Below are 21691 nucleotides of genomic sequence, written 5' to 3'. Positions count from 1 at the left end.
AAACAGTCGTTTCCTGCGATGTCGCGTACCCGCTCCGCCCTGCTCACCCTTGCCGCCCTTTCCGTCGTTTCCTGCTCTCCGATGCAATGGAGTGGAGCGGCGGATCGTGAGGTGTATGGGCTGCTCCGTGAAAAGGAGGAAACCTTGTTCGGGGAAGCCGCCGACTTCGACATCGAGACGCCGCATTCCGCCGAGGATCCCAGCGAGATTGCAGCGATCGACATTTTCACCGAGCGCCATCAGCGGGACACTCGGAAGATCGATTTGGTGGCGGCGATTGGCATTTCCGTGGATCGAAGAAGGGAATACCAAGCGGAGAAAGAAAATCTGTATTTGGCGGGCTTGGAGTTGACCTCGGCTCGTCATGATTTTTCCCCCATTTTTTCGGGGGGCAGCACCGGTGAGTTGTCGAGTGCCGGGATCGATGGCGATGAAACCTCGCGTCAACTCACGATGAGGACGCGGGCAGGATTCAGCCAACTGTTGAAATCCGGTGGTACGGTGGCCATCGGACTTGCCCAGAATATTTTCCGCTATTACCTCGGAGGAAGCGGTGGTCCTTCGACGGAGTTTTTCTCCGCGAACTTGACCCAACCGTTACTGCGCGGGGCCGGGCCTTCGGCGACGGAGAATCTTACCCAGAGTGAGCGGGACGTCGCCTATGCGATTCGCTCATTCTCCCGCTTCCAGAAGCGCAATGCGCTCGACGTGACCTCCGCTTACTTCCGGATCCTCGAAGAAAAGGACCGGGTCAGGAACGAATACTTCAACTATCGTAATTTGATCGCCTTCACCGAACGGGCGACAGCCTTGGCCGAAGATCGGCTGCCACAGTTTCAGGTGGACCAAGCGAAGCAGGATGAACTGCGAGCCCGCAATCGCTATGTGGGCGAGGTGAGCACCTATCGGACACGAATCGATGACTTCAAGCTGACCTTGGGATTGCCGGTTGGAGGCGATTTGTTTGTCGACGATGCGGCTCTGCGGGATCTGGAGAAGACGGGGCTGACTCCATTGCCCCTTGACGAAGAGGCGGCCTTGGCGTTGGCCACTCGCCATCGCCTGGATTTGCTCAACGAGATTGACCAGTTCGAAGATTCCCAACGGAGGATGACGGTGGCTGCGGAAGCTTTGAAGCCGGGTCTTAATTTGTTTGCGGGTTTGTCGCTCGATTCGCCGGGAGGACGGACGTATTCGAATTTTGATGCTGAAGTTTACCGAAGCCGGATTGGCATCGATCTGGATTTGCCATTGGACAATGTGCCGGAGCGAAATGCGTATCGGCGTACGCGGATTGCCTTCGAGCGGCAATTGCGGGAGCTCGGGCTGGCGCTCGACCGGATCCAATCGGACATCCGTGCGGGTTTCCGGGGGTTGAGTCTGGCGCGGGAGCGGTATGAGATTCAGCAAAGTGCGCTGCAACTCGCCAATCAACGGGTGGAAGCGGTGAATTTGTTGCTCGATACGGATCGCGCAGAAACCCGCGACTTGTTGGAGGCTCGAAATGCCCAACTCAGTGCCCGCAATGCACTGACTTCCGCATTGATCGACTATCATCTCACGCGGCTTGAGCTGTTGTTCGATCTGGGGGTCTTTGATCCCGATAAAGATCGATTCTGGGCGGAAAATCCTGCGATTCCTCAAGTCCCGCGAAACAACGGGGAAGGGAGCGACGTAGGGGAGCCCGGGAGGGGCTCACTGATTTCCCCCGAAGAACTTTTCCAAGAACCTTCGACCTGATGATTCCCAATGTCTCCAAATGGCGGCGCCTGATGCGCCCGAAGCTGTGGATCCCCGTGGTGGTCGCTGGCGCGGCAGGTGGGGTGTGGATGATCCGATCAGGATCTTCCGATGCGGCGGTCAAGTCCAGCGACGCCTACTTTACGGCAGAATCCGGGCCCTTCACGGTGGCTTTGCCCACGGGCGGTTCTCTTGAGGCGGTGGACGAGGTGAAAGTGCGCAATCGCGTTCCTGGCAACACACAGATTCTTTCTTTGGTGAAGGAAGGAACGGTGGTGGAGAAGGGCGAGCTGTTGATTGAGCTCGACTCCAGCGATATTGAGAATCGGCTGTCCCAAGCGGAGATTGCCTATCAGCAAAGCCTTTCAGCAGTCGCCGAACAAGAAGAGCGGTACGAGAATCTCAAGAGCGAAAACATCATCAAGCTGCGGGATACGGAGCTGGCGGTGGAGTTTGCGAAGACTGACCTGCGCAAGTATGAAGAAGGCCAGTTCCCCCAGCTCAAAAAGAAGGCCGATTCGGCGATCGGATTGGCAAGTGAAGAACTGCGGCGGGCCGAAGACCGTTTGAATGGAACCCGGCGGCTTGAAGAGAAGGGTTACGCCACTCCGTCGGAGCGGGTTGCCGACGAGCTTGCGGTCAAGCGTCGTGAAGTGGAACTGCAAAGTGCAGAGGAGGAACTGCGGCTTTTGATCGAATTCGATGCACCTCGGCAACGACGCCAGTTGGAGACGAACGTTGAAAACACCAAGGTGGTGTTGGATCGGACTCGGCGGCAGGCGGATACCCAGCTGGAAAAAGCGGAGATGCAGCTGACCAGTTCGAAGGAGACTCTCGCGCTGCGCAAGCAAAGCCTGGATGAGTTGCATGAGGCCCGTGAGCACACTCAAATTTTTGCTCCTCAGGGTGGTTTGGTGGTTTATGAAAAACCGCGCGGCTGGGGGAGTGAGCCGATTGAGGAAGGTTCGACCGTGCGTGAACGGCAGGAGCTGATCTCTCTGCCGGATGTGTCGCGGATGAAGGTCCGCGTGAACATTTACGAGAATCAGATTTCTTTGGTGAAGCCGGGGATGCACGCCCGGATTACTTTGGATGCACTGCCGGACCGCACTTTCACTGGAGAGGTCTCGAAGATCGCATCCATGCCGGAGCCCGCCCGCGACAACAACCCGAATTATCGGGTCTACAAGGCGGAGGTGCTGGTGACGGACGAGCTACCTGAAGTGAAGCCGGGAGTCACGGCCAAGGTGGACATCCTGATTGCGGAACTCGCCGATGTGGTGAAGGTGCCGCTGCAAGCGGTGATCGGTGCTGATGATCGGAATTTCTGCTTTGTGCAGCACGGCAAGGCGATGGAGCCAGTGGAGGTGAAAGTGGGGCTGTTCGATAGTGATTTCGTAGAAATTCGCCAAGGCCTGACGGTGGGCGATTTGGTTTCGCTCACACCGCCGAAGGGCCTTGATGGCCTGCCGGAGGCGGAGCCGAACGCTCCGCCCGAAGACGATGAATTGCTTTCTTCGACCCAGTGATCTGCGCCATGCCCGAGCCGGTCATTCGTATTCGCGATCTGCGCAAAACCTATCGACTGGGCGATGATTCCGTCGTGACGGCGCTCGATGGGGTCGATCTCGATGTGGCTTCGGGTGAGCATGTCGCCATCATGGGGTCTTCAGGTTCGGGAAAATCGACCCTGCTGAACTTGTTGGGGTGTCTGGATCGGCCCACGGAGGGGACCTATCACCTCGGTGGCGATGACGTGGCAGGATTCAATGACGACGAGTTATCCTTGGTGCGTGGCAAGCGCCTTGGGTTCATTTTTCAATCATACCAGCTGATTCCGCAGTTGACCGTTTTGGAGAACATTCAAGTGCCGTTGTTTTACCAGCACGATGAGAGTGCGGCGGCCCACGCGAGGTGCCGTGAATTGGCGGAGTTGGTGGGACTTGGAGATCGTCTGGACCATCGTCCGAAACAGCTCTCTGGGGGGCAGCAACAGCGGGTGGCGATCGCCCGTGCCTTGGTCAATGACCCCCTGCTCATTCTAGCGGACGAGCCGACCGGAAACCTCGATTCGGCCACGGAGGCGGAAGTATTGGCACTGATTGACCGGCTCAACGATGAAGGCCGGACGATCGTGATGGTCACGCACGATGAACATGTTGCGGCACGGGCCGACCGTATCGTCCACATGCGTGACGGCCGGATTCGGCGCATCGAAACGACTTCGGTCGCCACCGTTTGAAGTTTTCATGTTTCGTCGTTTCCAGCGCATTGTCGCCCTCGGGGTGAAGAATCTTTTTCTGCATAAGGTCAGGTCGTTGCTGACGATGCTGGGGATTGTGTTCGGGGTGGGTTCGGTGATCGCAATGCTGGCGGTGGGAGAGGGAGCCTCGGAGCAAGCGAGTGAGTCGATTGCGCGACTGGGCAGCACCAATGTGATCATCGAAAGTGTGAAGCCCCCTGAAGGGCCCGCCAGCCAGCAGTCGGCTCAGCAGAATTCGAATTCGTTCGGTTTGTTCGAACGGGATTTGCGGCGCATCGCATCGACGATTCCCGCGGTGCAAGCGGTGCACCCGGAGAGTGAAAAAACCGACGAAGTGACGAGTCCGGCCACCCAGGTGCAGGCGATTTTACGAGCCACCACTTCGGGTGCTCCAGAAGTGCGCAATCTCGCGCGGGTTCACGGACGGTTTTTCACTGATCTGGAAGAGGAAAGGGGGGCGGCCGTGTGTGTGCTTTCGCCGGCACTGCGCCGAAAGTTGTTTCCTTTTGGCAATGCGGTGGGCAAGGCGGTGAGGATTGAAGGGGATTTCTACACGGTCGTGGGAATCTATCGTCCGGGAGATGCGGGTGAAGGGACGACGGATGGAGCGGACCGTGAGGATCTGCTTTATCTTCCCTATCGTTCGGCGCGGAGTCGGGTGTCGGATTTCGCCTACAGCCAGACGGATTATGATACTCTCGTGGTGAGGGCGAAGGACACTGAACATGTACCGGCGGTGGGTGCGGCGATCGAGGCGTTGTTGGAGTCGACCCATGACCTGAAAGATTATCGGATCATTGTGCCCCTGGAGTTGCTCGCTCAAGCCCGGGAAACCCAGCGTTTGTTCAACATCATTCTGGGGTCCATCGCGGGCATCAGTTTGTTGGTCGGAGGCATCGGCATCATGAACATCATGCTGGCGACGGTGACGGAGCGCACGCGGGAGATTGGGGTGCGACGCGCGTTGGGTGCACGAAAGCGCGATATTGTGGTTCAGTTTTTGGTGGAGACCGTGGTCATTTCGTTGACGGGCGGTCTGCTGGGAATCGCGATTGGAGTGGGGATTCCGCAGATCATTTCGTCGCTCACCGAAGTGCCGACGATCGTCACCCCCGTGTCGGTGGTGCTCTCGCTGGCGATCTCTCTCTTGATTGGAATCGTCTTTGGTCTGTATCCGGCTCGGAGGGCGGCGGAGCTGGATCCGATCGAGGCTCTGCGGCATTGATGCCCCCCCTCATCACGTGCTACGTGATGGAGGCATTTCCGTGGGCCGGAGAAATGAGCACACTTTGTGTCACTTCTTCGTGGCTCCATGTCCGATCCTATCCCCTCCCCAATGAATCATGTTTTCGTGGATTTTGAGAACGTGAAGCAGATCGATCCTGTGGTGCTCGGTCGGAGAAATCTGGCACTTCGCGTATTTCTAGGTCCGCAGAACAAGAAGTTGGATGTGGAGTGGGTCGCGTCGCTGCTGGAGCAGAAAGAGGTGAAATTGATTCGGAGTCCAAAAATGGGAAAGAACGCTCTCGATTTTGTTCTGGCCTATCATCTCGGACAGGCGGTGTTGGAGAAGCCGGATGGAATCTACCATTTGATTTCCCGCGACGAGGGCTTCGACTCGTTGGTGGAGTGGCTCACTCAGACCGGCGTGAAGATCCAGCGTCATCCGGATTGGGCGGCATTGGATGATGTGTTGCCCTTAGATCCGGAGAGCCCGCTGGTGGCGGCGATCGTGAAGCAGGTGCAACGCAAACCACGTAAAGCGACGAAGAAATCCGCGAAGAGGAAGGCGGCGAAAAAGTCGCTGTCCAAGCAGGGACTTTCGGCGGGGGCGATGACGGTTTTGGATCGCCTGACCAAGGCTCCCCTGAATCGACCCAAGACGCGCCAAGCCCTTTTGAACCAATCGCTCAACTACCTCGGAAAATCCTCCAATGCGGAGGAAGCAGGGGCGGTCGTGGACGAGCTTTCGAAAGCGGGAAAGCTGGTCTTCGCCGAGAGTGGAGGAGTGGATTACCATCTTTGAATGGCATGGAGGGGTGAGGAGAGGTCGGGCGACCTGAGCCCGAGGATCTCCCGGAATGGCCGGGGTCCTCGGACCCGTGGTTGCAAGCTTGGGTTGGATGAATCTGAGCCTGCCGGGTTTTCCCGCAGGGGGGGATGGGACGGGAAACCACCGACAGGCGATGGCTGATCCTGCCTTTGGGAAGGCCCTTCGACCATCGCGTCATGCCGTGCCCGCAATTGGGGGGAGATCGCATGGGTCGCCTCGCTCGGAGAGGTTGAAGTCCGGTGCGGGAATCACTCGTAATGAACCGCCTCCAGGAAGAGTCCATCGGCAGGGGCGCAGTGGGAGCTGCGACCGTGCGGGAGGCCTGCGGGTTGATCGAGGAGGGAGATGAGGGCGGCGAGATCGCATCGCCGTTGGGCCACCTGAACCGCGGATCCGGTGAGGAGCCGCACCATTTTGTAGAGGAATCCATCGCCCGTGAAAGTGAGACGAAGGCCATCGTCGATCGCCTTGAAGCTTGCTTGAGAAAGTGTGCGGTGGTGATCGGTGGACTCGGTTTCATTGCCTCGTCGGGCGCAGAAGCCTTGGAAGTCGTGGTGGCCGATGAAGGAGTCTAAGGCTGATGCAAGAAGTTGGGGGTCCACTCCACGAGGAAGATGCCAGGCCCAACCGTAGCGAAAGGGTGAAAGGATGGGAGTGAGGCAGAGGTCGTAGGTATACGTTTTCCCCGTGGCAGAGAAGCGCGCGTGGAAGTCGGAAGGAACTTCGTCGACCTGAAGGACACGAAACGATCGCGGAAGCTGGGTATTGAGGGCGGCGAGCCACTGCATGGGCAGCATGGACAGGGAGTCCGGAGCGTCCAAATGGGCGACTTGGGCGCGGGCGTGAACGCCGGCGTCGGTGCGGCCGGATCCGTGGACGCGGAGGGGGGTCTTGGCGATGGTGGAAGCAGCCTTTTCCAAGTGATCTTGGAGGGTGTTGCCACCAGGCTGCGATTGCCAACCATCGAAGGATCGGCCGTCGTAGGCGAGGGTGAGCTTAAGGCGCATGCAGGGAGCCTGATGGGGATGTCGATGGGCATCAAGGATGGGGTGGGAGCGGCTCGGAGAGAAAAGCGCCGATGTGTCGGCGCAGTCCGGAGGGAGAGAGGAGTGCGGGGGCATGACCCCGCTTTTTGGGAGAGATGGGAGTGGTGGGGTGAGCTGGGATGGAGCCGACATGTCGGCTCCGGAGGGGGTGCCGGGGTGGGAGCGAGTTGGAGGGGAAAGCGCCGACGTGTCGGCGCAGTCCGTAGGGAGAGAGGAGTGCGGGGGCATGACCCCGCTTTTAGGGAGAGATGGGGTGGTGGGGTGAGCTGGGATGGAGCCGACATGTCGGCTCCGGAGGGGGTGCTGGGGTGGGAGCGGCTCGGAGGGAAAAGCGCCGACGTGTCGGCGCAGTCCGAAGGGAGAGGGAGAGGAGTGCGGGGGCATGACCCCGCTTTTTGGGGGAGATGGGGTGGTGGGGTGAGCTGGGATGGAGCCGACATGTCGGCTCCGGAGGGGGTGCTGGGGTGGGAGCGGCTCGGAGAGAAAAGCGCCGATGTGTCGGCGCAGTACGGAGGGGAGGGAGAGAGGAGTGCGGGGGCATGACCCCGCTTTTTGGGAGAGATGGAGTGGTGGGGTGAGCTGGGATGGAGCCGACATGTCGGCTCTGGTGGGGGTGCTGGGGTGGGAGCGAGTTGGAGGGGAAAGCGCCGACGTGTCGGCGCAGTCCGGAGAGGGGGGGATAGAGGAGTGCGGGGGCATGACCCCGCTTTTTTGGGGGAGATGGGGTGGTGGGGTGGGCTGGGATGGAGCCGACATGTCGGCTCTGGTGGGGGTGCTGGGGTGGGAGCGGCTCGGAGAGAAAAGCGCCGATGTGTCGGCGCAGTACGGAGGGAAGGGAGAGAGGAGTGCGGGGGCATGACCCCGCTTTTAGGGAGAGTTGGGGCTGTGGGGTGAGCTGGGATGGAGCCGACATGTCGGCTCCGGAGGGGGTGCCGGGGTGGGAGCGAGTTGGAGGGGAAAGCGCCGACATGTCGGCGCAGTCCGTAGAGAGAGAGGAGTGCGGGGGCATGACCCCGCTTTTAGGGAGAGTTGGGGTTGTGGGGTGAGCTGGGATGGAGCCGACATGTCGGCTCCGGCGGGGGTGCTGGGGTGGGAGCGACCCGGAGGAAAAGCGCCGACGTGTCGGCGCAGTCCGGATATCGGTCCCTTTTCAAGCCCATCCTCCTTCGTGGGGCCTCAAAATCGATTTCAGACCTTTTTCAGAATCGCCCCCGGGGCGCGGTTGCGTCGGTTCAGGGGATCGCTATGATCCGCCGCCGACCGCTCATGTTGACTCTTCTTAAAATCCGCAATCTCGCTTTAGTGGACGAACTTGTCTGGGAATTGGGCCCTGGCCTGATTGGGGTGACCGGTGAAACCGGGGCAGGCAAATCGGTGATCGTGGGTGCCCTCAAATTGGTATTGGGTGAGCGCGCCGACAAATCCTTGATTCGTTCAGGGGAGGCGACTTGTACGGTGGAAGCCGTTTTCGAGCTGGCCCAATCGGCGGAGATCGATGCCGTTTTGGAGGAGGGAGGGCTTGAACCTTGCGACGGTGAACCCCTGATCGTGCGGCGGGTGATCGGGCAGACGGGAAACCGCCAGTTTGTGAATGATTCTCCCGTTACATTGAACCTCTTGAAGAGGCTCGGGGAACATCTGGTCGACCTTCACGGTCCTCATGATCACCAATCTTTGCTTTCGACGGATCGCCAATTGGCGATGTTGGATGCTTATGCAGGGGCGGACCTGGATGGCTTTCGGGAGCTGTGGCGCGGGTGGCGTGCGAAGCAAAGCGAGTGGGAAGATTTGCGTGAGGCGGAAAGCGCGGGAGAAGCGGAACTGGAGTTGTTGCGACACCAGGTTTCAGAAATCGACGCTGCCGAGTTGAAGCCGGAAGAGGAGGATGAGATCACTGACCGTTGCCGGCGGGCGGGGCATGCCACGCGGCTGGTTGAGCTGGCGGGCACGGCGGCTGGATTGCTAGGTGGAGACGATGGAGGCATTGTCAATTTGCTGGGTGAGGTGCAGCGAGTGGTGAGGGAGATCGAAAAGCTCGATCCCAGTGTGGCTGAGCGAACCTTGGGTCTTGAGGGAGCCGTATTGGAGCTGCAGGAACTGGAGAGGACGTTTTCGGAGTATGCGGAGGATCTCGAATTGGATCCACGCGAAGCGGCAGCACTGGAAGACCGGGTGAATCTTTTCGAATCACTGAAGCGCAAGTATGGTCCGACCTTGGATGCGGTGTTGGCACACCGTGCCCGCTGTGCGGACCGGCTCGATGCGGTGGATAACCGAGGTGAACGCCTGGATGCATTGGCTGCCGAGGCGGCAGCTCTGCGGGAAAAGGTCGACAAAGAAGGCCGTGCCATCGGCCTGAAGCGCAAGAAGGCGGCACCGAAATTGGCGAAGGAGATCGCGAGTCAATTGCGGGATTTGGGTTTCAAGCAATCGTCGTTCGATATCCAACTGGAGATTCTGCGGGAACCGGGAGCGGCAGGATTCGAGGCGGTGGAGTTTTTATTCGGTCCGAATCCGGGAGAGCCCTTGCAGCCATTGCGGCAGATTGCTTCGAGTGGTGAAGTGAGCCGGGTGATGTTGGCGGTCAAGAGTGCCTTGGCTGATCAAGATGCAACGCCTCTGATGGTCTTCGACGAAATTGACGCCAATGTTGGGGGAGAGATCGCCCGGGCGGTGGGGAAAAAGATGGCAGCGCTTGGCGAGCGTCATCAAGTGGTGGCGATTACCCATTTTCCTCAGGTGGCGGCCACTGCGGGTCGGCACTATGTGGTGCTCAAGGAAGTGGTGGGCGGTCGCACTCGTTCCACCTTGTTCCCGGTGACAGGAGACGAACGCATCGACGAGTTGGTTCGGATGCTTGGAGGCGGCGGAAAATCGGCGCGTGAGATGGCGGTGAGCTTGTTGGAAGCCTGAAGTGCCGAAATTCCCCCCCAATTGAGGGAATTTTCAAATCGGCAAAGGGAGGTCATGGTGGGTCCATCGTTCGGACAGAGGGTTCATTCATGAGCCACCCCCTGGTTCTCACCCGGGTGACCCCATGGACAACGAGGAGAGAGAGAATTCAACCCATCCCATCGGGGTCGAAAGTGACGTTGCTTTCGCCCCCGGTGGCGGTGGGCGATCTCAAAAGAATCGAAAGAGCCTTCATGCCCGTCCCCCGCGGGTTGGAGGCTCTTTGGTGTTCCGGGTGGGGCGGAGGACATTTAAGATGAGCTCAGGCAGGCCTGAGCGGCGGATTGTGTGGGCTCCAAGGCGCTTTCCAAGCGGGCGAGTTGTTCGCTGGCTTGAGTGAGGTTGGGAGCTGCTTCGCTGGAGGCGAATTCCTTGGCCAAGGTCACGAAACCCAGGGCGAGGCACGAGCCTTTGCCCCGGTGGGCGGCGCGTCTCCAAGCTTCGAGATTCTGGCATTGGTGGGCTTCGCGCATCAGGAGGATCTGGCAGCGGGCTTCCTCAATGCCTTCATGGATGAGTGATCGGTCGATTTCGCCGGTGCTGTTCAGGCTTTCAAGGAGCATGTCGCAATCGATCGACGATGCATGAACGATCGGATTGGCGGATTGGGGGAGCATGGCGTCTTGCCGCAGCCAGCGATCGAGCACCGATTGAAGTTTGGCGAGGTTGAATGGCTTGGGCAGGTAGTCGTCCATGCCGGCTTGGAAGCATTCTTCGGCAAATCCGGGCATAACCTGTGCCGTGGCCGCAACAATCGGGGTGCGAGGCGCTCCATTTTCAGCCTCCCATACGCGAATGCGGCGGGTGGCCTCGAAGCCATCAATATCAGGGAGCTGGCAATCCATAAGGACCAGGGCAAAGGTCTCTCCGGTTCTGGCAGCGACTCCTGACAGGCCATCGGGGCAGATGCGGCATTCGGTCCCGAGTTTTTCCAGCTGCTTGCGGATGAGCTTTTGGTTGATCGGATTGTCCTCAACCACCAGCACCTTGAAGTTTTGGAACGGTCCTGCCTTTTCCATCGGGGCGGGGAGCTCGGGAGAATCGCGCTGATTGAGTTGAGCGAACAGCTCAGATGGCCGGAAGGGATACTTGAGGTGGGCGTCGAAATGGTGGGTGCCAAAACGCTGGAAAGAAGCGACTTGGGCGGGTTCGACCATGGCGAGAAGTCGGGACGTTTTCGTCGACGAAAGGCTGCGCAAAGTTTGCCCCAATCGCAGGAGATGGTGGGGATCAATGCCACCCACGACGACCGCCAAATAGGAGGAGGACGGCGGAGGTGGAAGGCTCTCCAGGCCACCAGGATCGGCGAGGCGATGGGGCGTGAGGTTCCAGGCGGAGAGCTGCTGGCAAATGGATTTGGCCGTTTCCTCGCGGGCCTCGATGACCAGCACGTCGCCCCCGCCAGCAATGACGTGGCGAGTGGAGGTATCGACGGCGGCGTGGTGAAGCCGCACGGTGAACCAGAATTGGGCTCCGCCGGAGTCGGGTGACTCGACTCCCATGGTGCCTTCCATGAGGTGGACGATCTTTCGCGAAATGGCGAGCCCGAGGCCTGTTCCTTCATGTTTGGAGGCCAATGTGGGGTTGACGCGACTGAAGGGCTCGAAGAGCAGATGGATTTGCTCTTCGGGAATGCCGGGGCCGGTGTCGGTGACGGTGAAGCGGAGAATCGGACGCTCATCTTCCATCTGGATGCGGCCGATGTGTAGGGTCACACTTCCGGATTCGGTGAACTTCACGGCATTGCCGACGAGATTGACGAGTGCCTGGCGCAGCCGATCGGGGTCACCCGCCAGGTGGGAAGGGACATCGGGATCGATGTGATAGACGAAATCGAGTTCTTTGCGGGCGGCAGTCGGGGCGAAGAGTGCCATGATTTCATCCAGCAGGATGGCGAGGGAGAAGTCCTTGATCTCAAGTTCGATCTTCCCCTGTTGGATTTTGGCGAGGTCGAGAATGTCGTTGATGAGAGCGAGCAGGGATTTGACCGAACGGCGGATGAGTTCGACCAGTTCCTGTTGGTCGGGTGCCAATCGGGTGTCGGACCGCAGCAGGTCGCTGGCTCCGAGAATGCCATTCATCGGGGTGCGAATTTCGTGACTGACCGAGGCCACGAAGTTGGAAGTGGCCTTGACGGAATCGAGAGCGGTGTCACGGGCCTCAGCAAGTCTTCCTTGGTAAGCGAGTTGCACTTTTCGTCCCCGCGAGTGGATCCAGTAGGCGAAGGCGATGGCGCAGAGACCCGCGGACGAAGCGAACCCCCCCATGATGAGGAAGCGGTCGGTGCCTTCGCGTGCCATGGCTGAGCGGCTCTTGAGGAGAGATTCTTCGTTGTGATGGAGGTGCTCGAAGAGTTCGGCGAGTTCGTCATTGCCACGCAGATTCTCAAGTACGTGCGCCATCCGAGCTTCCAACGATGATTCAGGGGCATCGAGAAAGGTGCTTTCGAGGTCATCTAGGCGCTGGATGCTCAGGTCCCGAAGCCGGTGGCCGAGACTCGATTGCTCGGGATTGTCGCGGAGTTGGCGGGTGAGATTGTCGAGACTGTCGCGGAGCCTGCCTGATAGATGCTGATAGCGTTGGGGGAGATTGGGGATGGGATCCGGTCCGTAGACGTAGAGAGATCGCTTGGCGGTTTCCGTTTCGCGGAGAAGACGATTGGCCTCCTCGATGTCGAATTGAACTTCGCGAGAATGGTCAGCCCAGTACTGGAGTTCTCGCCATTTTTGCGCTTCAAAAACAAGAAATCCGGCAAGAGCGACGATGACTCCCCCGGCAAGGACAAACGCCCCCTTAAAGAGGGTGGATTCATGGCGACTGAGGAAGGACTGCATCCAAAAACGAATTAAGCTTGGATATCTCCAAGACTTAAAAGTTCAAGCCAAGGCCAGAGAGGTCCGTAATTTCTAGCAAGAAATGCCCAAATCCCTCGAATGAAGATGAGGGATTTGAGCAAAACTTCGGGGATTTAGTCTTTTTCGAGGCGTTCTCGGATCAATCGGATGACCAATGCCGTCCAACCGGTCTGGTGGGAGGCACCAAGGCCTTCTCCCGTTTCGGCATGGAAGTACTCATGGAAAAGGAGCAGATTCCTCCAGTGAACATTGTCGGTGTAGCGCTTGGCTTCCCCAAAACAGGGGCGGTAGCCATCTTCGTCTGGCTTAAAGAGAGAGACCAAACGGTGAGAGAGATCTTCGGCGATTTTGCTAAAGCTGACCTTGCATCCTGAGCCCTTGGGATACTCGACTTTGAGGGTGTCGCCGTAGAAGTATTGATAGCGTTCGAGGGCTTCGATGATGAGGAAATTGATGGGAAACCAAATGGGTCCTCGCCAATTTGAATTGCCTCCAAACATGTCCGTGTCGGATTCACCCGGGGTGTAGGTCACTTCATTGCGCTGCCCATTGTGTTCGAACACGAAGGGTTTTTCGTGTGCCATGGAAAGGGAGCGGATGCCAAAATCGGAGAGGAACTCCTGAGGGTCCGCAAGGCGTTCCATGCAGCGCAGGAGTTGTTTCTCTGAAGGGATGGCAAGGAGGCAGCGGACAGGATTCTTCTCTCCATCGGCTCGGCGCACTTTGATGTAGCGCAAGAGATCGGGCCGGATGGCCAGAAACCAATCGACGCGCTTGCGAAAACCGGGGAGTTCGTCGAGGTGCGATTGATTGAGAACGGTGGAAGCACAAAGTGGCAAGAGGCCGACGAGCGAACGGGTGCGCAAGGGCACCGATTTTTGATCACTGAAAACCAGTCGATCGTAGTAGAAGCCGTCTTCGTCGTCCCATAGTCCGGCCTTTTCTGCGGTGTTGATGGCATCGGTGATGGAGACGAAATGCTCGAAGAATTTCGAAGCAATGTCCTCGTAGGCCGGTCGGGTTCGAGCGAGTTCGAGGGCAATCGTGAGCATGGTCAGGCAATAGCCTGCCATCCAAGCGGTGCCATCTGCCTGATAGAGAGTGGAGCCATCGGGCAGGCAATGGGAGCGATCGAAAACCCCGATGTTGTCGAGACCGAGAAAGCCACCGCCGAAGACGTGGTTGCCATCCGCATCCTTGCGATTGACCCACCAAGTGAAGTTGAGCAGGAGCTTCTGGAAACAGCGTTCGAGGAACAAGAGATCCCGTTCTCCGTTCTTGGCGGAGATCTTGTAAACCCGCCAAACGGCCCAGGCATGGACGGGTGGATTGACGTCGGAGAAATTCCATTCGTAGGCCGGAAGCTGGCCATTCGGGTGCATGTACCATTCCCGCAGCAGGAGGAGGAGTTGATGCTTGGCGAATTCCGGGTCGATCCGCGCGAAGGGGATCATGTGGAAAGCGGTGTCCCAGGCGGCAAACCACGGGTATTCCCATTTGTCGGGCATCGAAAGGATGTCCCGTGCGAGGAAATGTCGCCAGTCGTGGTTGCGCCCATTGAGGCGTTCAGATGGCGGTGGCGGCCCGTGTTTGTCGCCGGAGAGCCATTCATCGATGGCGTAGTGGTAGAACTGCTTGGTCCAAAGGAGGCCCGCATAGCCTTGGCGGCTGATCATGCGGTCGTCTTCTCCTGCGTCCTGGGGAATGATGTCGTGGTAAAACGCGTCGCACTCGGAAATGCGTTCGGCGAAGGTTTCCTCGAATTGATCGAGCCCTTCGAGTCCGTTGGTTTCCTTGATCCGATGGAGGCGGCAGCGGAAAGTGATCGACTTTCCGGCAGGGACACTGGCCTTGAACCAAGCCGCGGCTTTGGTTCCGCTGGGATCGGCGGACACCGCATTCTTTTCGCCGTGGATGATGTGGCGATCGAAGCCGTCTTTAAAGAACTTGTGGCTGGCCTTGATGCCGAAGACCGAGGGTTCGTTGGTCTCATTGTCGGTGAACAGCCACTTGAGCGGCGCGCTGCCCTTTTCGGTTTCCGCATAGAACCGGAAGCGCCCCAGAGTGGAGTGGGAGAGCAGGAGGCCGTCGCCATCGCGGAGGATGGTGGGTTTCTCTGCGGGCTCTTCGCGGAGGACGCCAAAACTCCAGGTGTTGCGGAACCACAGCTGCGGTAGCAGATGGATCGGAGCTGCTTTGGGCCCGCGATTGGTGACGGTGATGCGCCAGAGAATATCCTCCGGACTGCGTTTGGCGACTTCCTGCAGGACATCGAAGTAGCGGTCGCCATCGAACGCCCCGATGTCAGCCAATTCGAGTTCGGGAGCACTGCGGGGCAGGGCGGAGTTTTCTTCGCGCAGGCGGGCGTAGGGAAACTCGCACTGGGGGTATTTGTAGAGGGCCTTGGTGTAGGAATGCGTCGGAGTGGAATCGAGGTAGTAGTAGCATTCCTTGACGTCTTCACCGTGGTTTCCTTCGTGCCCACCGAGACCGAAAAGTCGTTCTTTGAGGATCGGATCTTTGCCATTCCAAAGAGCCGGGCAGAAACAAAGGCGGCATTGGCGATCGCTCCACCCCTGAAGTCCATCTTCTCCCCAGCGATAGGCCCGGCGACGCGCATGGTCATGCGGAAAGGCTCCCCAACTCCAACCACTGGCGGAGTAGTCTTCGCGCACGGTTCCCCATTGGCGTTCACTGAGATACGGGCCCCAGCGGCGCCATGGCGAGCTGCGCTTGGGAGATTCGGCCAGTCTTTCCTTTTCGCTCTGCATGGACGTGGGCAACCCAGCACAAAGTCTGCCGGATTCCAACCCCGAGGGTGGAAAAGACCGCTGCCGGCCCAAAGAATATCAAGGAGATGAGGGTGCCACTGGGGATCGAACCAGCCAGCCGTCGAGATCCACTTCGATCCCGGTGGGCAATTCGAGCGGATGATGCCCGGTCGCCGGACCGGAAAGCTGCCGACGATCGGCACTGAGCGAGAACCCAGGGAGAAGTGGGCCGTAGCGGCCCTCCGCGTGGCCAAGTTGTTGCTTGGAGCCGGGGTAGGGAACCGGCGGATCGGGGAAGGACATCGCCACGATTACGCCCCGGATCGCGAGGCAGGGGCAGTGGGTCCAACCCTCGGTATCGAGGGGCAAATGAGCATTTTCACCGAAATCAAAGAATACCCGAGGAGCCCAAGTGGGCCCGCTTGCTTGGATGATCGTGCGCAGGGCCTCTCCCCCGACCCAATGGGGTAGGGGGGTCTCGTCCGGCTGATTTTGGGGAACGATCTCGGCATGGAACTGGTGTGAGAACTCGGCAAGGGCCGGCAATGAATCGAGAGTGGGGTCAATGGCCAAGCGGGCGAAGGGGGTCTCGCGTGGGAGCCCATTGATTTGTCCCAATTGGTAGCCGTTGGCCTGGGCGGCGGGGTGCTTTCTCCAACCGGGAAGTCGAGACGCATGGGCTGCCGCAGAAGCGTCAAAGAGCCCACGCTGGATGCGCTCGAGTCGGGCTTCGGAAGGTGGGATGGGCGCTCCAAAGGCGATGCCGATGCCGTAGGGGATGGAACGAGGAAGTTTGCGAAAGAAGCAATTGCGCTCGAAGGAAAAGATCGAACCCCAGGCGCCGTCCATCCACACCGGAACGACCGGTGCGCCTCCCTGCCGAGCGATCAATTCGCAACCTCGCTGGAGCGCCTGAAGCGTGCCGGTTCGGGTGAGTTGTCCTTCCGGAAAGAGACAGACCACATCTCCGTTTGCCAAGGCAGTCGCGGCGATTTTGAGGGCTTCTCGGGGTTTGCCCAACGAGATGGGGACTGTGTGGAATAGGGTGCAGAACCACCGTACTGGAGCGTATTGCATGTAGGTGGCATCCATGACGAAACGCACCGGCCGGGGGCTGGCCGCAGTGAGAAAAAAGGCATCCGCCCAGCTCACATGGTTGGGAAGCATCAGCACCCCGCCTTCGCGAGGGAGATGATGGTCGTCGACGGCCCGAATGCGATAAATCGAGCGTACGATGGAGAGGCCAATGACCCGGGCAAAGTGAGCAGGGAGGAGGCGGATGATGCCCAAAGTGATGGCACCGCAGCCGAGTGCTCCGAATAGCAGGAGCGTGCGGAGGGCGGCGAGCGGGTCCATGCCTTTGAGCAGACTGCCACCGAACTTGATGATGACGACCGCAAGAATGCCGGCGAGGCAGTCCTGGAGATTCACGGCGGATTGAAGTTCGCCACGTTTTGCGGCGGGGTAGCGGTCCTGAATCCAAGCATTCAGCGGGGCTAGGAAAAGGGCTGCGAAAAAAGCCAGCAGCGTCATGACCCCCAGGAAAGTGGTGTGGAGGGCGGCCGATGGACCCAGAGTTAGCAAATCAAGACTCTGACGAGGGTCGAGGCCGGCGAGAAGGCCCGCGAAAAGCGTCATCAAGACTCCTGCCACAGGAACCCAACCCAATTCGATCCGCCGCCGGAGAAGCCACGAGGCGACTCCAAAGCCCGCTGCCATGCCGATGCCCGCGGCGGCCATGAACCACGATTGCAGAGTGCCAAATCCTTCACCGGATTGAGTCAGTTCCGCAGCGATTTTGATCGCCCAAAGATTGAGGAACGCGGCGAATCCCCAGAAAAAGGCGATGCCTAGGGAAGCGAGTCGCATCGGTCCGTCGGACCACAAATCTTTGAGGTGGATGAAGTGGCGAACGGTGGTGCTCCATTGGAGGGGCTCCGCACCGTAGGCTGGAGTTCGGGGAACGATCCAAGCCAAGGCGATGGCGGGAATGCCCCCGAGCATGAGCACCCATAGGGGCCCGGATGCGGCGTTCCAGGCAGCGTCCGCATTGCCTCCGGCCGCCATGTAGCGGTGGTCGAACAAGAAGCCCATGGCGATTTGGCCGACCAGCATCGCCAGCATGGAGGTCATTTGCTGGACGCCAGCGCCAAATCCGATGTGCCGGGAGCCTACGAGTTCCTTGGTGATGCCGACTTTGGCGGGGCCGTAAAAGGCGGATTGCACGGCGAGTGCGAAGAATCCGACGAGAGCCCATGTCATCTGTCGGCAAGTGACAGCGGTGAGGATGCCGATGAGGATAGCGAGTTGGGCGATCGCGGCACCGATCATCACATTGCGTTTGGAAAAGCGGTCACTGACCCACCCTGCGATGGGCGCGAAGAGCACGAAGGGCAGGGCGATCATGATGCCTGCGGCATCCTCGATCCGAAGGTGGAAGAGGGTGGCACCCACGGCTCCGGCGAGAGGAACGAGAAGGAACTGGGCGGCTTTGTCGTTGAAAGCGTTCTGGGTTTGTTGGGCGATCATGCACCAAAACCCGGTCCATTGGCGGCCGTCGGGGTCGGGAAGTTCGGGCTCCGGGCCTGCCGCAGGATTCATGGGCCGGAGGCTAGGGGGCGGAATGCACTGGGGGAAGTGCGGATGGCGGGATTTCCTCGGTGAGGGGAGCTTGAAATGGCTGGAATTGAGGGATTCGTATGAGAAGTGCGGGGGTGTGACCCCGCTTTTTTTGGGGAGGTGGGGTTGGGGGGTGAGCTGGGATGGAGCCGACATGTCGGCTCCGGAGGGGGTGCTGGGGCGGGAGCGAGTTGGAGGGGAAAAGCGCCGACGTGTCGGCGCAGTCCGTAGGGAGAGAGGAGTGCGGGGGCATGACCCCGCTTTTTTGGGGAGGTGGGGTTGGGGGGTGAGCTGGGATGGAGTCGACATGTCGGCTCCGGAGGGGGTGCTGGGGCGGGAGCGGCTCGGAGGGGAAAAGCGCCGACGTGTCGGCGCAGTCCGGAGAGGGGGGGATAGAGGAGTGCGGGGGCATGACCCCGCTTTTTGGGAGAGATGGGGTTGTGGGGCGAGCTGGGATGGAGCCGACATGTCGGCTCTGGTGGGGGTGCTGGGGTGGGAGCGGCTCGGAGGGGAAAGCGCCGACATGTCGGCGCAGTCCGGAGGGAGAGAGGAGTGCGGGGGCACGACCCCGCTTTTTGGGGGAGGTGGAGTGGTGAGGCGAGCTGGGATGAAGCCGACATGTCGGCTCCGGAGGGGGTGCTGGGGTGGGAGCGGCTCGGAGGGGAAAGCGCCGACGTGTCGGCGCAGTCCGGAGGGGGGGAGAGAGGAGTGCGGGGGCATGACCCCGCTTTTTGGGAGAGATGGGGTTGTGGGGTGAGCTGGGATGGAGCCGACATGTCGGCTCTGGTGGGGGTGCTGGGGTGGGAGCGGCTCGGAGGGGAAAGCGCCGACGTGTCGGCGCAGTTCGGAGGGAGAGAGGGAGTGGTGAGAACCATCTACTCGTCATCTTCGAGCTTCAGGCGATCGATGGGAAAGGATTCCACGGTCTTTAGGAACGCGGGACTGGCTGTTTGGGAAAACCAACTCCCGGAACACCAACGGTAGAGAGTCGGATGAGTCGCGTATCCGTGATGCACAGGGTTGTGCATCACATATCGAAGGCGAGCGAGATAGGAGCGCTCAAAGGTAAGCCGCGAGTCCCGATAGTTGTGCCAACGCTTTTTTCCCGGTGTGCTATCGAGACGATTGATCTCTCTGGCGGTGAGCATGTGGATTTTCCCCAGCACGCGAGAAAGACGGACACTCTCTGAGTGAGAGCGGAGAACAAGATGGTAGTGATTGGGAAAAATTGCCCATGCGTCCAGTCGCCATCCTGATGCTTGAAGGACGGTGAGAAGGTGAAATTGGAGGAGATCCAGGCGATCTTTTCCGTGAAAATAGAACTCTCGCCGATAGGTGGAGGCAGTGACGAAGTAGATCCCTGGCTCGTGATTCCAATGCGGGGGAGCGTGAGGCCATGAATTCATGGAAAGGCATTGGAAGTGAAGGAGGTGGAGGAGTGAAGGAGAAAGAGTTCTGGGTGAGAAGAAAGCGCCGAGGTGTCGGAGTAGTCCGGAGGGAAGGGAGAGAGGAGTGGGGGGGCACGACCCCGCTTTTTGGGGGAGATGGGGTGGCGGGGTGAGCTGGGATGGAGCCGACATGTCGGCTCTGGTGGGGGTGCCGGGGTAGGTGCGGCTCGGAGGGGAAAGCGCCGACGTGTCGGCGCAGTCCGAAGGGAGGGGTAGAGGAGTGCGGGGGCACGACCCCGCTTTTTGGGGGGAGATGGAGTGGTGGGGTGAGCTGGGATGGAGCCGACATGTCGGCTCTGGCGAGGATGCTGGGGTGGGAGCGACCCGGAGGGGAAAGCGCCGACGTGTCGGCGCAGTCCGGAGGGGAGGGAGAGAGGAGTGCGGGGGCATGACCCCGCTTTTAGGGAGAGTTGGGGTGGTGGGGTGAGCTGGGATGGAGCCGACATGTCGGCTCCGGCGGGGGTGCTGGGGCGGGAGTGAGTTGGGGAGAAAAGCGCCGACGTGTCGGCGCAGTCCGGAGGGAGAGAGGAGTGCGGGGGCATGACCCCGCTTTTTGGGAGAGTTGGGGTGGGGTGAGCTGGGATGGAGCCGACATGTCGGCTCTGGTGGGGGTGCTGGGGCGGGAGCGGCTCGGAGGGGAAAGCGCCGACGTGTCGGCGCAGTCCGGAGAGGGGGGGAGAGAGGAGTTCGAAGCCTCCCCTCGCAGAACCCACAAGCCTCCCCTCGAATTCTTAGCGCAGCCGTTAGTGGTCTCCTCCCCGCCACTCTCCGCGTTGTTCGCGTTCGAGTTCGATTCGGTCGTTGAGGTTGCGGGCTTTGACCCGGTGGTTCCGCTTAGCGCGGCGCTCAGAGGTCATTTGACGCTTTTTCGCCCGACGGCGTAGCTTATCCACTTCATCGTCGAGTCGGATGAAGCTCTCCAGGCGGGCGGACTCCAACTGCCCAGCTTCGACGGCAGCGCGGATGGCACAGCCTTGATCGCTGCCATGTTTGCAGTCGCTGAAGCGGCATTGATTGGCGAGATCTTCGACGTCGGAAAAGCTTTCGCGCAAGGTTTGCTCATCCGTCCACATCTGGATTTCCCGCATGCCGGGGTTGTCGATGAGAAGCCCGCCTTCATCGAGGGGGACGAGTTCGCGAGAGGTGGTGGTGTGACGCCCTTTTCCGGTGACCTCATTGACTTCGCCAGTCCATTGCCATTCTTCCCCGAGAAGCTGGTTGACCAAGGTGCTTTTTCCCACGCCGGAGGAACCGACAATGCATAAGGTGGTACCGGCTGTCAGGTGGCTGCGGAGGATTTCCAGGCCTTCGCCCCGGAGGGCACTGGTGACGTGGATTTCGGCTTCCGGACAGAGCGCCTGGAGCTCTTGGCGGGCTCGGGCACAAAGATCCGCGGCAAAGGCGTCGGATTTGTTGATGAGAACCAGGGGCCGCGCGCGACTGCGGCCAATCAGGGTGAAATAACGCTCCATCCGCCGTGGATTGTGATCCGGTCCGGGGTCGGTGACGACGCAAACGACGTCGACATTGGCGCCGATGACCTGTTCCTCGGTGCTTTTTCCTGGAACTTTCCGGGAAAAGCAGGACCGACGAGAGAGTCGGGCGCGGATGACGTGATCTTCGTTTTCGTCGCCGAGTTCAAGGGCCACCCAGTCGCCGACGGCAGGCAGTTCGGCGTCGTTTTCTGCATCGTGCCAAACTTTTCCTGAGAGGACGACATCCAGGTCGACGAGATCACCTTCTTCATCGAGGATGAAGGCGCCGTAGTTGATGGGGGTCTCGCGATTGAGGCGAGCTGGAACCCATCCCCGCTTGGCATGGGGGGCGAATTCGCGATCCAGGTCGTCGTTCCAGCCGAGTTCGGTGAGCAGCATCGGGCGCGAAGATAAATCGGAATCGGGTCGGTGGGGAAGGCTAGAGCGCGCGACGGCGAGAGCCGGGGGC

At 59.8% G+C, this 21691-nt stretch carries 13 protein-coding genes; 7 read left to right on the top strand and 6 right to left on the bottom strand.

Annotated features, from left to right (window positions below; all coding sequences use genetic code 11):
* Positions 1-18 precede the first annotated feature (18 nt).
* From HNR46_RS02350 to HNR46_RS02330, 5 genes are all read left to right on the top strand, one after another.
* Complete coding sequence (locus tag HNR46_RS02350) at positions 19-1740, top strand: TolC family protein (protein ID WP_184015437.1); 1722 nt, start codon at positions 19-21, stop codon at positions 1738-1740.
* The gene (locus tag HNR46_RS02345; protein ID WP_184015435.1) at positions 1740-3269 is read left to right on the top strand and encodes an efflux RND transporter periplasmic adaptor subunit; all 1530 of its coding nucleotides are present in this window, start codon (positions 1740-1742) and stop codon (positions 3267-3269) included. The genes HNR46_RS02350 and HNR46_RS02345 overlap by 1 nt, the downstream gene beginning before the upstream one ends.
* Positions 3270-3277: 8 nt before the next feature.
* The gene (locus tag HNR46_RS02340) at positions 3278-3982 is read left to right on the top strand and encodes an ABC transporter ATP-binding protein (RefSeq protein ID WP_184015433.1); all 705 of its coding nucleotides are present in this window, start codon (positions 3278-3280) and stop codon (positions 3980-3982) included.
* Between the two features lie 7 nt (positions 3983-3989).
* Positions 3990-5228: an ABC transporter permease gene (locus HNR46_RS02335; protein WP_184015431.1), complete on the top strand. Its 1239-nt coding sequence runs from the start codon at positions 3990-3992 to the stop codon at positions 5226-5228.
* Between the two features lie 111 nt (positions 5229-5339).
* On the top strand, positions 5340-6029 hold the full coding sequence (locus HNR46_RS02330) for a PIN domain-containing protein (RefSeq protein ID WP_184015429.1): 690 nt from the start codon (positions 5340-5342) through the stop codon (positions 6027-6029).
* A gap of 275 nt (positions 6030-6304) precedes the next feature.
* Here the strand turns inward: HNR46_RS02330 and truA are convergent, their stop codons facing one another.
* On the bottom strand, positions 6305-7063 hold the full coding sequence (truA, locus tag HNR46_RS02325; RefSeq protein ID WP_184015427.1) for a tRNA pseudouridine(38-40) synthase TruA: 759 nt from the start codon (positions 7061-7063) through the stop codon (positions 6305-6307).
* A 613-nt stretch (positions 7064-7676) separates the two neighbouring features.
* Between truA and HNR46_RS02320 the strand changes: the two genes are divergently transcribed.
* Both HNR46_RS02320 and recN read left to right on the top strand, forming a co-directional pair.
* The gene (locus HNR46_RS02320; protein WP_184015425.1) at positions 7677-7961 is read left to right on the top strand and encodes a hypothetical protein; all 285 of its coding nucleotides are present in this window, start codon (positions 7677-7679) and stop codon (positions 7959-7961) included.
* Positions 7962-8368: 407 nt separating this feature from the next.
* Positions 8369-10015 carry a DNA repair protein RecN gene (recN, locus tag HNR46_RS02315; RefSeq protein ID WP_184015423.1) on the top strand — a complete coding sequence of 549 codons (1647 nt, stop codon included), beginning with the start codon at positions 8369-8371 and terminating at the stop codon, positions 10013-10015.
* Positions 10016-10305: 290 nt separating this feature from the next.
* Here the strand turns inward: recN and HNR46_RS02310 are convergent, their stop codons facing one another.
* The 5 genes from HNR46_RS02310 to rsgA form a co-directional block, all read right to left on the bottom strand.
* The gene (locus HNR46_RS02310) at positions 10306-12888 is read right to left on the bottom strand and encodes an ATP-binding protein (RefSeq protein ID WP_184015421.1); all 2583 of its coding nucleotides are present in this window, start codon (positions 12886-12888) and stop codon (positions 10306-10308) included.
* A gap of 134 nt (positions 12889-13022) precedes the next feature.
* Positions 13023-15680: an MGH1-like glycoside hydrolase domain-containing protein gene (locus tag HNR46_RS02305; protein WP_184015419.1), complete on the bottom strand. Its 2658-nt coding sequence runs from the start codon at positions 15678-15680 to the stop codon at positions 13023-13025.
* 78 nt (positions 15681-15758) lie between these two features.
* The gene (locus tag HNR46_RS02300; protein ID WP_184015417.1) at positions 15759-18281 is read right to left on the bottom strand and encodes an MFS transporter; all 2523 of its coding nucleotides are present in this window, start codon (positions 18279-18281) and stop codon (positions 15759-15761) included.
* 893 nt (positions 18282-19174) lie between these two features.
* Complete coding sequence (locus tag HNR46_RS02295) at positions 19175-19705, bottom strand: REP-associated tyrosine transposase (protein WP_184015415.1); 531 nt, start codon at positions 19703-19705, stop codon at positions 19175-19177.
* A gap of 785 nt (positions 19706-20490) precedes the next feature.
* Positions 20491-21621 carry a ribosome small subunit-dependent GTPase A gene (gene rsgA / locus HNR46_RS02290; RefSeq protein ID WP_184015413.1) on the bottom strand — a complete coding sequence of 377 codons (1131 nt, stop codon included), beginning with the start codon at positions 21619-21621 and terminating at the stop codon, positions 20491-20493.
* Positions 21622-21691: the final 70 nt, after the last annotated feature.

It is taken from the genome of Haloferula luteola (genome assembly GCF_014201715.1).
In the GTDB taxonomy this organism is placed as follows: Bacteria; Verrucomicrobiota; Verrucomicrobiia; order Verrucomicrobiales; family Akkermansiaceae; genus Haloferula; species Haloferula luteola.
This window is presented reverse-complemented; position numbering and strand designations above follow the sequence as displayed.

What these genes read in the sequence shown, in the direction of transcription:
- HNR46_RS02350 (WP_184015437.1), top strand. Translation starts at nt 19, where the DNA reads ATGTCGCGTACCCGCTCCGCCCTGCTCACCCTTGCCGCCCTTTCCGTC.
- HNR46_RS02345 (WP_184015435.1), top strand. Translation starts at nt 1,740, where the DNA reads ATGATTCCCAATGTCTCCAAATGGCGGCGCCTGATGCGCCCGAAGCTG.
- HNR46_RS02340 (WP_184015433.1), top strand. Translation starts at nt 3,278, where the DNA reads ATGCCCGAGCCGGTCATTCGTATTCGCGATCTGCGCAAAACCTATCGA.
- HNR46_RS02335 (WP_184015431.1), top strand. Translation starts at nt 3,990, where the DNA reads ATGTTTCGTCGTTTCCAGCGCATTGTCGCCCTCGGGGTGAAGAATCTT.
- HNR46_RS02330 (WP_184015429.1), top strand. Translation starts at nt 5,340, where the DNA reads ATGAATCATGTTTTCGTGGATTTTGAGAACGTGAAGCAGATCGATCCT.
- truA (WP_184015427.1), bottom strand. Translation starts at nt 7,063, where the DNA reads ATGCGCCTTAAGCTCACCCTCGCCTACGACGGCCGATCCTTCGATGGT.
- recN (WP_184015423.1), top strand. Translation starts at nt 8,369, where the DNA reads ATGTTGACTCTTCTTAAAATCCGCAATCTCGCTTTAGTGGACGAACTT.
- HNR46_RS02310 (WP_184015421.1), bottom strand. Translation starts at nt 12,888, where the DNA reads ATGCAGTCCTTCCTCAGTCGCCATGAATCCACCCTCTTTAAGGGGGCG.
- HNR46_RS02305 (WP_184015419.1), bottom strand. Translation starts at nt 15,680, where the DNA reads ATGCAGAGCGAAAAGGAAAGACTGGCCGAATCTCCCAAGCGCAGCTCG.
- HNR46_RS02300 (WP_184015417.1), bottom strand. Translation starts at nt 18,281, where the DNA reads ATGAATCCTGCGGCAGGCCCGGAGCCCGAACTTCCCGACCCCGACGGC.
- HNR46_RS02295 (WP_184015415.1), bottom strand. Translation starts at nt 19,705, where the DNA reads ATGAATTCATGGCCTCACGCTCCCCCGCATTGGAATCACGAGCCAGGG.
- rsgA (WP_184015413.1), bottom strand. Translation starts at nt 21,621, where the DNA reads ATGCTGCTCACCGAACTCGGCTGGAACGACGACCTGGATCGCGAATTC.